Source organism: Pseudomonas fluorescens (genome assembly GCF_902497775.2).
Lineage (GTDB): Bacteria > Pseudomonadota > Gammaproteobacteria > Pseudomonadales > Pseudomonadaceae > Aquipseudomonas > Aquipseudomonas putida_F.
On record NZ_OZ024668.1, the window covers coordinates 969,555 to 981,873 of the forward strand.

A 12,319-nucleotide genomic window follows, 5' to 3' on the forward strand; every position below is an offset into this window, starting at 1 on the left:
GCTCGCTGCCCGACTGGCTCCTGCGGACATCAAGAGCAGAGCGAGAGTGGATGTGAGCAAACGAGCCTTTAACTTCTGCGCAGGCCCTGCTGCGCTCCCTGACGCTGTACTGCAGCGCGCCCAGGCTGAAATGCTGAACTGGCGTGGCAAAGGCCTGTCGGTGATGGAGATGAGTCACCGTAGTGATGACTACGTGGCCATTGCCGAGAAGGCCGAGCAGGATCTGCGCGACCTGATGTCCATTCCTTCCAATTACAAGGTGCTGTTCCTGCAGGGCGGTGCGAGCCAGCAGTTCGCCGAGATTCCGCTCAACCTGCTGCCCGAAAACGGCACCGCCGACTATATCGAAACCGGTATCTGGTCGAAAAAAGCCATCGAAGAAGCCCGTCGCTACGGCCACATCAACGTTGCTGCCAGCGCCAAGGCCTACGACTACCTGGCGATCCCGGGTCAGAACGAATGGAACCTGAGCAAGAACGCCGCCTACGTGCACTACGCCTCGAACGAGACCATCGGTGGTCTGGAGTTCGACTGGGTGCCGCAGACTGGTGACGTGCCGCTGGTGGTCGACATGTCCTCGGACATTCTTTCGCGCCCGGTCAATGTCTCCGATTTTGGCCTGATCTATGCCGGCGCCCAGAAGAACATCGGCCCGAGCGGCCTGGTGGTGGTGATCGTTCGTGAAGATCTGCTCGGCCGTGCCCGCAGCAGCTGCCCGACCATGCTCGACTACAAGGTTGCGGCCGACAACGGCTCGATGTACAACACGCCGGCGACCTATTCCTGGTACCTGTCGGGCCTGGTCTTCGAGTGGCTCAAAGAGCAGGGCGGCGTCGAAGCCATGGAGCAGCGCAATCGGGCCAAGAAAGACCGCCTGTATGGCTTCATCGACAACAGCGAATTCTATACCAACCCGATCAGCGTCAACGCCCGTTCGTGGATGAACGTGCCGTTCCGCCTGGCCGACGAGCGCCTGGACAAGGCCTTCCTCGCCGGAGCCGACGCCCGTGGCTTGTTGAATCTCAAGGGGCACCGTTCGGTTGGCGGTATGCGTGCCTCGATCTATAACGCGCTTGGCCTGGATGCCGTTGAAGCGCTGGTTGATTACATGGCTGAATTCGAGAAGGAGCACGGATGATGTCGGAGCAGGAACTCAAGGCGCTGCGGGTGCGCATCGACAGTCTCGACGAGAAGATTCTCGAGCTGATCAGTGATCGTGCCCGCTGCGCGCAGGAAGTGGCGCGGGTCAAAACCGCGACCCTGGCCGAGGGCGAGACCCCGGTGTTCTACCGCCCTGAGCGCGAGGCGCAGGTGCTCAAGCGCGTCATGCAGCGCAACCAGGGGCCGCTGGGCAACGAAGAGATGGCGCGCTTGTTCCGCGAAATCATGTCTTCGTGCCTGGCCCTGGAGCAGCCGCTCAAAGTGGCCTACCTCGGCCCCGAGGGTACCTTTACCCAGGCTGCGGCGATGAAGCATTTCGGTCATGCGGTGATCAGCAAGCCGATGGCGGCCATCGACGAAGTGTTCCGCGAAGTGGCGGCCGGTGCCGTCAACTTTGGCGTGGTGCCGGTGGAGAACTCCACCGAAGGTGCGGTCAACCACACCCTCGACAGCTTCCTTGAGCACGACATGGTGATCTGCGGCGAAGTCGAGCTGCGCATTCACCACCACCTGCTGGTGGGCGAGAACACCAAGACCGACAGCATCAGCCGTATCTACTCCCATGCCCAGTCGCTGGCCCAGTGCCGCAAGTGGCTGGACGCCCATTATCCGAATGTCGAGCGCGTGGCGGTGTCGAGCAACGCCGAAGCGGCCAAGCGGGTCAAGGGTGAGTGGAACTCGGCGGCCATCGCCGGCGACATGGCGGCTGGCCTGTACGGCCTGACCCGCCTGGCCGAGAAGATCGAAGACCGTCCGGACAACTCCACGCGCTTCCTGATGATCGGTAGCCAGGAAGTGCCGCCGACCGGCGACGACAAGACCTCGATCATCGTCTCCATGAGCAACAAGCCGGGCGCCTTGCACGAGCTGCTGGTGCCGTTCCACGAGAACGGTATCGACCTGACCCGTATCGAGACTCGTCCTTCGCGCAGCGGTAAATGGACCTACGTGTTCTTCATCGATTTCGTCGGCCACCACCGTGATCCGCTGATCAAGGCCGTACTGGAGCAGATCAGTCAGGAAGCCGTGGCCCTGAAGGTACTGGGTTCCTACCCCAAAGCGGTACTTTGAGGCTATGAGTGGCGTACATGCAGTTTTGAACAGGGTCCAGCTCCGTGGTTGAAGTCGTGGTAAACAAACCGGAGCCGATCATCGGTCGGCTGGTGGTGGTCGGGTTGGGCCTGATTGGCGGGTCCTTCGCCAAAGGCTTGCGTGAGAGCGGCCTGTGCCGCGAAGTGGTCGGTGTCGATCTGGATCCGCAGTCGCGCAAGCTGGCGGTGGAGCTGGGCGTGGTCGATCGCTGCGAAGAAGACCTCGCCGCCGCCTGCATCGGCGCTGACGTCATCCAGCTGGCCGTGCCGATCCTGGCCATGGAAAAGCTCCTCGCCCGCTTGGCTCAGCTGGATCTCGGCCAAGCGGTGCTGACCGACGTCGGCAGCGCCAAGGGCAATGTCGTGCGCGCCGCGCGCCAGGCCCTTGCTGGGCGTTTGCCGCGTTTTGTGCCTGGGCATCCGATTGCCGGTTCCGAGCAGAGCGGGGTGGAGGCTTCCAATGCTTCGCTGTTCCGTCGCCATAAGGTCATTCTCACGCCGCTGGCCGAAACCGATCCAGCCGCCCTGGCACTGGTCGACCGGCTCTGGCGCGCGCTGGAGGCCGATGTCGAGCACATGCAGGTCGAGCGCCACGACGAAGTCCTGGCCGCCACCAGTCATCTGCCACACCTGCTGGCCTTCGGCTTGGTCGATTCCCTGGCCAAGCGCAATGAAAACCTCGATATCTTCCGTTACGCTGCCGGAGGTTTCCGCGATTTCACGAGAATCGCCGGAAGCGACCCGGTTATGTGGCACGACATCTTTCTCGCCAACCGCGAAGCTGTCCTGCGCACACTGGATACATTTCGCAGCGATCTCGACGCCTTGCGCGACGCGGTCGATGCAGGGGATGGGCATCAACTGCTGGGCGTCTTCACGCGCGCCCGGGTTGCCCGCGAGCATTTCAGTAAAATCCTGGCCCGCCGGGCCTATGTGGACGCTATGAACTCCAACGACCTGATTTTCCTGGCAAATCCTGGTGGCCGTGTGTCTGGCCGTATTCGTGTACCAGGTGACAAATCGATTTCCCATCGCTCGATCATGCTCGGCTCCCTGGCCGAAGGCACCACTGAAGTGGAAGGTTTCCTTGAGGGCGAAGATGCCCTGGCGACCCTGCAAGCCTTCCGCGACATGGGTGTGGTCATCGAAGGCCCGCACCATGGCCGGGTGACCATCCACGGCGTTGGCCTCAATGGCCTGAAGCCGCCACCGGGCCCGATCTACCTGGGCAACTCGGGCACCTCGATGCGTCTGCTTTCCGGCCTGCTGGCTGCGCAGACGTTCGACACCGTGCTGACCGGTGATGCCTCGCTGTCCAAGCGGCCGATGAACCGCGTCGCCAACCCGTTGCGGGAAATGGGCGCAGTGATCGAAACCGCCGCCGAAGGTCGTCCGCCGATGACCATCCGTGGTGGCCACACGCTCAAGGCCCTGACCTACACGCTGCCGATGGCCAGCGCCCAGGTCAAATCCTGCCTGCTGCTGGCCGGCTTGTACGCCGAAGGCAAGACCACTGTCACCGAGCCTGCGCCGACCCGTGACCACACCGAGCGCATGCTCCGCGGTTTCGGCTACAGCGTTGAGGTCAACGGCCCTACGGCTTCGCTGGAGTCCGGCGGCAAGCTGACGGCCACTCATATCGAAGTGCCGGCGGATATTTCCTCGGCGGCGTTCTTCCTGGTCGCGGCGTCGATCGCCGAAGGCTCCGAGCTGCTGCTCGAGCACGTCGGCATCAATCCGACCCGTACCGGCGTCATCGACATCCTGCGCCTGATGGGCGGCGACATCACCCTGGAAAACCAGCGTGAAGTCGGCGGCGAGCCGGTGGCTGACCTGCGCGTGCGCGGAGCTAAACTCAAAGGTATCGAGATCCCCGAGCACCTGGTGCCGCTGGCTATCGACGAGTTCCCGGTGCTGTTCGTCGCTGCCGCCTGCGCCGAAGGGCGTACCGTGTTGCGCGGTGCCGAAGAGCTGCGGGTCAAGGAATCCGACCGTATCCAGGTCATGGCCGACGGCCTGCTGGCCCTGGGCGTGAAGTGCGAGCCGACCCCGGACGGCATCATTATCGACGGCGGCGCGATTGGTGGCGGTGAGGTGCACGGACATGGCGACCACCGCATCTCCATGGCCTTCAGTATTGCCTCGTTGCGTGCGACGGCGCCGATCCGTATCCATGACTGCGCCAACGTCGCGACCTCGTTCCCGAACTTCCTCGCGTTGTGCGCCGAAGTCGGTATCCGCGTGGCAGAAGAGGGCAAGTCGTGAATTCCAGCACCCCGGTCATCACCATCGACGGGCCAAGCGGTTCGGGCAAGGGCACCGTTGCCGGCCTGCTGGCCCGCGAGCTGGGCTGGCGCCTGCTGGATTCCGGCGCGCTGTACCGGTTGCTGGCATTCAATGCCAGCAACCACGGTGTCGACCTGACCAACGAAGAGCTGCTCAAGGCCTTGGCCGCCCATCTGGACGTGCAGTTCATTGCCGCCGAGCCGGGCAAGCTGCAGCAGATCATTCTTGAGGGTGAGGATGTCAGCAATGTCATCCGTACCGAAACCGTAGGTGCCGGCGCCTCCATGGTCGCCTCGCTGCCAGCGGTGCGCGAGGCCCTGCTGCAGCGCCAGCGGGCGTTCCAGGAAGCGCCGGGGCTGATTGCCGATGGTCGCGACATGGGCACCGTGGTGTTTCCGGATGCGCCGTTGAAGGTTTTTCTGACCGCCAGCGCCGAGGAGCGTGCTCGTCGCCGTTACTTGCAGTTGAAGGGCAAGGGCGAAGATGTTAGTCTGTCGAGTCTGCTAGATGAGATTCGTGCGCGTGATGAGCGCGACACCCAGCGCGCAGTGGCCCCGCTAAAACCGGCGGCCGATGCGATCCAGCTGGATTCCACGGAGTTGTCCATCGAGCAGGTGTTGCAACGCATCAAGAGCGAGATCGCCCTGCGCGATATCGCCTGATGACCAGGAGAGCAGGCAGGGGCACCAGTCAACGTCCTGTCGGCTTTCCTTTATATGAACGAAACCCACATTGTCTGGAATGTGGCTGATGGGCGTATGTCCCGCCCTAATCTACAGGAATTAAAATGAGCGAAAGCTTTGCAGAACTCTTTGAAGAAAGCCTGAAAACCCTCAATCTTCAGCCGGGTGCGATCATCACCGGTATCGTTGTCGACATCGACGGCGACTGGGTTACCGTACACGCTGGCCTGAAGTCCGAGGGCGTCATCCCGCTCGAGCAGTTCTACAACGAAGCTGGCGAGCTGACCATCAAGGTCGGTGACGAAGTTCACGTTGCGCTGGACGCGGTCGAAGACGGCTTTGGCGAAACCAAACTGTCCCGTGAAAAAGCCAAGCGCGCCGAGTGCTGGATTGTTCTGGAAGCAGCTTTCGCCGCCGAAGAAGTGGTCAAGGGCGTTATCAACGGTAAGGTTAAAGGCGGCTTCACTGTCGACGTTAACGGTATCCGTGCGTTCCTGCCTGGTTCCCTGGTTGATGTCCGCCCAGTGCGCGACACCACCCACCTGGAAGGCAAAGAGCTGGAATTCAAGGTCATCAAACTGGACCAGAAGCGCAACAACGTTGTCGTTTCCCGTCGCAGCGTCCTGGAAGCCGAGAACAGCGCCGAGCGCGAAGCTCTGCTGGAATCCCTGCAGGAAGGCCAGCAAGTCAAAGGTATCGTCAAGAACCTCACCGACTACGGCGCATTCGTTGACCTGGGCGGCGTTGATGGCCTGCTGCACATCACTGACATGGCTTGGAAGCGTATCAAGCACCCATCGGAAATCGTCAACGTTGGCGACGAGATCGATGTCAAGGTTCTGAAGTACGATCGCGAGCGTAACCGTGTATCCCTGGGTCTGAAGCAACTGGGTGAAGACCCATGGGTTGCTATCAAGGCTCGTTACCCAGAAAGCACCCGCGTCATGGCGCGTGTTACCAACCTGACCGACTACGGCTGCTTCGCAGAGCTGGAAGAAGGCGTGGAAGGCCTGGTACACGTTTCCGAAATGGACTGGACCAACAAGAACATCCATCCTTCGAAAGTCGTACAAGTCGGCGACGAAGTGGAAGTCATGGTTCTGGACATCGACGAAGAGCGTCGTCGTATCTCCCTGGGCATCAAGCAGTGCAAGTCCAACCCATGGGAAGACTTCTCTGGCCAGTTCAACAAGGGTGACAAGATCTCCGGCACCATCAAGTCGATCACCGATTTCGGTATCTTCATTGGTCTGGACGGCGGCATCGACGGCCTGGTTCACCTGTCGGACATCTCCTGGAACGAAGTCGGCGAAGAAGCCGTACGTCGCTTCAAGAAGGGCGACGAGCTGGACACCGTCATCCTGTCTGTTGACCCAGAGCGCGAGCGCATCTCCCTGGGTATCAAGCAGCTGGAAAGCGATCCGTTCTCCGAGTACGTTCAGTCGAACGACAAGGGTGCAATCGTTAAGGGTGTTGTAAAAGAAGTTGACGCCAAAGGCGCCATCATCACCCTGGCCGACGATATCGAAGCCACTCTGAAAGCTTCCGAAATCAGCCGTGACCGCGTTGAAGACGCGCGTAACGTCCTGAAGGAAGGCGAAGAGATCGAAGCGAAGATCATCAGCGTTGACCGCAAATCGCGCGTCATCCAGCTGTCGATCAAGTCGAAAGACGACGCTGAAGAGAAAGAGGCTATCCAAAGCCTGAAAGAAGCTGCTCCTTCGGAAGCTGCTGACACCACCATGGCCGCGCTGCTGCGTCAGGCAATGGCCAAACAGAACTAAGTTCTGCTGGTGTTTAAAAAAGGGTGACTTCGGTCACCCTTTTTTCTGCCTGGGATTCCTCTCAAGCGCTGAAACCCTTGTGCCAGCGAGCTTCGGCGAAATTAGCGGCAAACCGCCATTATCTAATGCGCCAAGGCGTATTCCTTCAAAATCCGATTAAGTCAAGAACCGCCCTGTTCAAATCCCTCAGGTCATGCTAAAAACAACGGAGCAATGATCTAGCTGCTTGATAAAGAAGGGAAAAATATGACGAAGTCGGAGCTGATCGAACGTATTGTCACCCATCAAGGGCTGCTCTCATCCAAGGATGTCGAGCTGGCCATCAAGACCATGCTTGAGCAAATGTCCCAGTGCCTGGCCACTGGCGACCGCATCGAAATCCGCGGCTTCGGCAGCTTCTCCCTGCATTACCGCGCCCCCCGCGTAGGTCGCAACCCGAAAACCGGGCAGTCCGTCAGCCTGGATGGCAAGTTTGTGCCACACTTCAAGCCGGGGAAGGAATTGCGGGATCGGGTTAATGAGGAAGAGGGTAGTGGCGAGCATGAAGGAGAGGTCCGTGCATAAATTGAGCCGTCTGTTGGTCGTCGTGCTGCTGGCGATGCTCGCTGTAGTTACCGTGACGTTCATCCTGGAAAACCAGCAAGAAGTAACGCTATCTTTTATTAGCTATTCTCTTCCGGCGTTGCCTGTGGCGGCGTTACTGGTGGCTGCGCTTGTAGCTGGTCTGTCGGCGGGTCCTTTGTTGGTGTTGATGATTGCCTGGTGCGCCCGCGGGAGCCGTAAGAAACAGTTTTTGACTAAGTGACCCTGTCCAGACTATGCCGCAACTCTACGCTCGCGTTAGGTGAGTGCCGCCTGGCTCGGCGTTGAGGCCGTGCTTCGAGCGGGTTTTCCCATTGAACTTTGCCAAGTGACAGGGGTCTCATTTTTGGTGTGGGGGGGGGCGCATATATACACGTATTTTGACCAATTTATCCTTTCGGGGTAAGAAAATTCCTATTCTGCCTCTCGGGCTAGAACAAGCAGCAATTGTCCTCTATTCTGCAGATGTCGGGTGTGTGGCGTTAGTGCGAGCACCGATGTAGTCAAGTTGCCTTCCCGAGGGTGCTGCCACCAGGTGCTTCCTGGCGTGTAGGTGGGAGTTTCTCCAGGGTTATTGCTTGGGCGCTGTTCCCAGCATTTATTTTAAATGTTCAGCTAAGCTTGAATGGAGTCACTTTTTTGTAGTGCCTGTGGAGTTTGCTAAGACAGTTTAGGGGTAGGGCGAAAACGATCCCGCCTCTGTTTGTAATTCGTTGCTGCGTATACTGAGAACTGAATGCCGGCAGTACTTGATGAGACAGATCTAAGGAAAAAGACAATAAATGACCCGTGATCAAGAGCGTTTAGTTCAGAGTAATGAAATCGATTTTCTTGATTTGATTCAAGGCCTATGGCAGCGCAAGCTTTTGATGTTTGGCACCGCTATAGTGGTTTTTCTCGCCGCCGTCGCTTACGTGCTAGTTTCTTCGCCGGTTTATCAAGCAAAGGTTTTTGTCCAGCCCCCTACTCAGAATGACATTGCCTATCTCAACTATGGGCGTGGCAATGATGTTGGCTTAGAACTGTTTTCCGTCAAGGATGTCTACGAGGTTTTCCTCAGGCATCTACAATCTGAATCCTTGCGTCGAAGCTTCTTCCAGACTGTGTATTTGCCCACGTTGCCAGAAGCGCAGCGTAAAGGCTCTCAAGATGAGCTGTACGCCCGATTTGGCAAGCTGCTATCTGTAAGTCTTGAGAACAAGGAGGCGCCAACGCGCTTTTCGATCACCGCCAATCTGCTTAGCCCGCAACAGGCCGTGGACTGGGTGGCTAGTTACGCCCAACTAGCCGGAGATCGGGCAAAGCAGGAGGTGTTGAAAAATGCCAAGAGCGATGCGTTGGTGAAAGCAAACAACTTGCAGCGGCAGATCTCGGCAGCGCGAGAAAGCACTCGTAAGCAGCGCGAAGACGAAATTGTTCAGCTCAAGGAAGCCCTGCTGATTGCGAAATCCATAGGCCTGGAAAAACCGCCAATAATTTCTGACAGCCTGTCGACAGAAGTTTCTGCGAAGATGGACGGTTCGTTGATTTACATGCGAGGGAGCAAAGCTCTGGAAGCCGAGATCAAAAACCTGCAGGATCGTCAGTCGGATGATCCATTCATTGCAAGCCTCAGGGTGCAGCAGTCAGCGCTTTCGTTCTACAACGATTTAAGCATCGACCCTGCCTTGGTGGCGGTTTACAGGCAGGACGGCGTTGTCGAATTGCCCGATCAGCCTGTCCGTCCGCAGAAGCTGTTGATCGTCGTACTTGGATTGGTACTTGGTCTGATTTTGGGCGGGATTGTAGCTCTCATGCATTACCTATACGCCCAAGCCATGCATCACAAGCGCCAAAACTGAACTCGTGGCAATGGATATAGGGCGTTCAGGATGATTTGAGGCTGGTCCATCGATTCGGAAAATGTCACAATCCGTGTTTCGTCGTCTGACGACAGGGATTGTTGGGGGACCGTAGTCGGTAGCGATGGCGGCGTACCTTGGCCTGTCGTGGGCGAGCTCCTAACTCAATCGACAGGCTTTTGGTGTGACCAGCATTTCTCGCGTACCTCATGTTGTTGCCCACGACGAAACTGACCTAATCGCAATGATCCAGTCCATTTGGCGGCAAAAAAAGCTAATTGCCTCAGCAGCTTTGCTAGTGGGTGTTATTGCTGGTGGCTATGCATTTCTTACTACGCCAGAATACGAAGTGGGCACTGTCCTGCGCCCGGCTGCACTCAATGACCTTGATGCGTTGAATCGCTCAGAAGTCTACTCTTTGCCACCAGGGGGCGCTCTGGTACGGGTAGGTGCTGCACTGGACTCTTACGAAACCCGTCTTAATTATTTTCGCGCGAACCCTGATTTGTTCACGGCATTTGGTCGTCCCGGCCAAACACCTGAGCAAGTTTTTGCAGAGTTTAATCGCAGCTCTCTAAAGTTGGTTCAACCCGATCCTAATAAGGCTGATTTGTTGAGCTCTTTTATTGGGTTGCAAATGCGCTATCCAAAAGGGGTCAAGGGTGAAGAGATTCTTAATGGATTTGTTCAATATGCTATCGAGAACGAGCGCAAACAAATTGCCGACGACCTTAAGGTAATTATAGGTAACCGATTGGCCGAGGTAGATGCCAAGTTGGCGGCTGCGCGTGCTGCGTATGAATCAAGTAAGGATAGCAAAATTGCTGTCTTGCTGGAAAGCGATAATCTCAAGCGGGCACAATTAGTTGATGAGCTTAAAGCGCTTCGCGTGCAACTCAAGATTCAACGCGATGACCGTGTCGCTCAGCTCGATGAAGCGATTAACATCGCTCGTTCTCTGGGGTTGAAAAAGCCATCAACACCGTCTTCAATGGCCAGCGAGAGCCCATCGAACGGTAACATCATCCGGACCGAAGTTAATAACCAGCAATTTCCGCTGTATTTTATGGGGGCCGATGCGCTTGAAGCGGAACGGCGTGTGCTGCGTCAGCGTACGTCCGATGACTTCTCTGACCCACGTGTCGCACAAATTCGTAAAGAGTTGCTGCTGTTGACTACTAACCGAGAGGTTCAGGTGTTGAGGCAGCGAGAAAATGAAGATGTGTTTCTTAAAGGTATCGAATCACTGCGGGCGGAACGTATCCGGTTGATGAATATCGGTACTGATATGCAACATCTCAGTTTAGTCAATATTGATCAAAGGGCTATTGAGCCTGTCAGCCCAATCAAGCCGAATAAGGCTTTGCTCATTGCGTTAGGACTGTTTATCGGCGGATTGTTGGGAATGATGGTTGCCATTTTCCGCCATTTCGCAGTGTTGCGACGTATGCGAGAGCTCCCTGCTGCCCCTCAGGTGTTGTCTCAGGTGATTGTGAATGAGCCAAGCCAAGGTATCAAGGGGCCTGCCAGCAATGCGCTGTAAGAATCTTCGGCCAACTCGGGTTAGTTGAGTTGGTATCTTCCTTCTGGCTGGGCGAGCGTTGTGAATGCTCCAGGAGGGGGCAGAGCCTGGTGCTCATCGGTGTGGGTAGGGCAAGAAGCGAAACCGATTCAACCCAAAGCACCTATTCCATCTGTTTGAACAAACGCAATTTACGCCATCTGTTTTCTGTAGAATGGCTGCATCACACTGATTGAAGGAGTACTTTGAGTGAAAACGCTTTGTATTTTTGGTACGCGTCCAGAAGCCATAAAAATGGCCCCTCTGGCACTCGCGCTGGCGGCGGATGAGCGTTTTGACGCAAAGGTTTGTGTTACCGGCCAGCATCGGGAGATGCTCGATCAGGTAATGGGGTTGTTCGCCATTACTCCAGACTATGACCTGAATATCATGAAGCCGGGCCAGGACCTGAGCGATGTGACAACGGCGATACTGCAAGGCCTGAAAAATGTATTTTCAGAGTTTCGCCCAGACGTAGTGTTGGTCCATGGCGACACCGCGACCACACTGGCCGCAAGTTTGGCTGCATATTATCAGCAAATTCCGATTGCGCATGTCGAGGCAGGATTGCGTACCGGGAACATATACTCTCCTTGGCCTGAAGAGGCTAATCGTAAACTGACCAGCGTCCTTGCCAACTTGCATTTTGCTCCCACGGAGACCTCTCGGGATAACTTGCTCCGGGAGGCGATTCCAGCAGATAAGGTCATTGTTACTGGCAATACCGTCATTGATGCCCTGCTGGATGTGGTGGAGCGCCTTGGCCAAGACGCTAACTTGCGTGCCGAAGCAGCGGCGCCTTCGGAGTTCCTTGACCCATCTCGAAAGTTGATCCTCGTAACGGGGCATCGTCGTGAGAGCTTTGGTGACGGATTCGAGCGTATCTGCAAGGCACTCATTGAGGTGGCCCAGCGGTATCCGGAAGTTGATATTGTCTATCCTGTCCACCTAAATCCGAATGTTCGCGAGCCCGTCAATCGGCTGCTGACCGGGATTGACAACATTCATCTTATTGCGCCCTTGGACTATTTGCCTTTCGTCTATCTAATGAGCCGTTCCCATATCATTCTGACTGACTCGGGAGGTATTCAGGAAGAGGCTCCGTCCTTGGGTAAACCGGTTCTGGTCATGCGCGATACAACTGAGCGCCCCGAGGCGGTGGCTGCTGGAACTGTCAAGTTGGTAGGGACAAACAGTGAAAATATCGTCCGCGAATTAAGCCTTTTGTTGAACGATCAGTCGTACTACGAATCGATGAGCCGTGCCCATAACCCGTATGGGGATGGTGCAGCCTGTGCTCGTATATGCGAAGCGCTTTTGACTCTTTAAG

10 protein-coding genes are annotated in these 12,319 nt (G+C 56.9%); all 10 read left to right on the forward strand.

Features of this window, described 5'->3' with window-relative positions:
- Positions 1–52 precede the first annotated feature (52 nt).
- Positions 53–1,138, forward strand: a complete 1,086-nt coding sequence (gene serC, locus F8N82_RS04595) for a 3-phosphoserine/phosphohydroxythreonine transaminase (RefSeq protein ID WP_162195908.1) — start codon at positions 53–55, stop codon at positions 1,136–1,138.
- Positions 1,138–2,232, forward strand: a complete 1,095-nt coding sequence (pheA, locus tag F8N82_RS04600) for a prephenate dehydratase (RefSeq protein ID WP_038994041.1) — start codon at positions 1,138–1,140, stop codon at positions 2,230–2,232. Before serC ends, pheA begins: the two co-directional genes overlap by 1 nt.
- 44 nt (positions 2,233–2,276) lie before the next feature.
- On the forward strand, positions 2,277–4,517 hold the full coding sequence (locus tag F8N82_RS04605) for a bifunctional prephenate dehydrogenase/3-phosphoshikimate 1-carboxyvinyltransferase (RefSeq protein ID WP_038994043.1): 2,241 nt from the start codon (positions 2,277–2,279) through the stop codon (positions 4,515–4,517).
- Positions 4,514–5,200: a (d)CMP kinase gene (gene cmk, locus F8N82_RS04610; RefSeq protein WP_038994044.1), complete on the forward strand. Its 687-nt coding sequence runs from the start codon at positions 4,514–4,516 to the stop codon at positions 5,198–5,200. Before F8N82_RS04605 ends, cmk begins: the two co-directional genes overlap by 4 nt.
- Positions 5,201–5,325: 125 nt before the next feature.
- A complete protein-coding gene (gene rpsA / locus F8N82_RS04615; RefSeq protein ID WP_038994045.1) occupies positions 5,326–7,005 on the forward strand; it encodes a 30S ribosomal protein S1 in 1,680 nt (559 codons plus the stop codon).
- 246 nt (positions 7,006–7,251) lie between these two features.
- Entirely contained in the window at positions 7,252–7,569 is a 318-nt protein-coding gene (gene ihfB, locus F8N82_RS04620; protein WP_038994046.1) for an integration host factor subunit beta, read from the forward strand.
- Positions 7,562–7,810 carry a DUF1049 domain-containing protein gene (locus F8N82_RS04625; protein WP_052251393.1) on the forward strand — a complete coding sequence of 83 codons (249 nt, stop codon included), beginning with the start codon at positions 7,562–7,564 and terminating at the stop codon, positions 7,808–7,810. The genes ihfB and F8N82_RS04625 overlap by 8 nt, the downstream gene beginning before the upstream one ends.
- Before the next feature lie 559 nt (positions 7,811–8,369).
- Complete coding sequence (locus F8N82_RS04630; protein WP_038994048.1) at positions 8,370–9,428, forward strand: Wzz/FepE/Etk N-terminal domain-containing protein; 1,059 nt, start codon at positions 8,370–8,372, stop codon at positions 9,426–9,428.
- A gap of 184 nt (positions 9,429–9,612) precedes the next feature.
- The gene (locus F8N82_RS04635) at positions 9,613–10,971 is read left to right on the forward strand and encodes a Wzz/FepE/Etk N-terminal domain-containing protein (protein ID WP_224793795.1); all 1,359 of its coding nucleotides are present in this window, start codon (positions 9,613–9,615) and stop codon (positions 10,969–10,971) included.
- A 273-nt stretch (positions 10,972–11,244) separates the two neighbouring features.
- The gene (gene wecB, locus F8N82_RS04640; RefSeq protein ID WP_038994050.1) at positions 11,245–12,318 is read left to right on the forward strand and encodes a non-hydrolyzing UDP-N-acetylglucosamine 2-epimerase; all 1,074 of its coding nucleotides are present in this window, start codon (positions 11,245–11,247) and stop codon (positions 12,316–12,318) included.
- Position 12,319 lies beyond the last annotated feature (1 nt).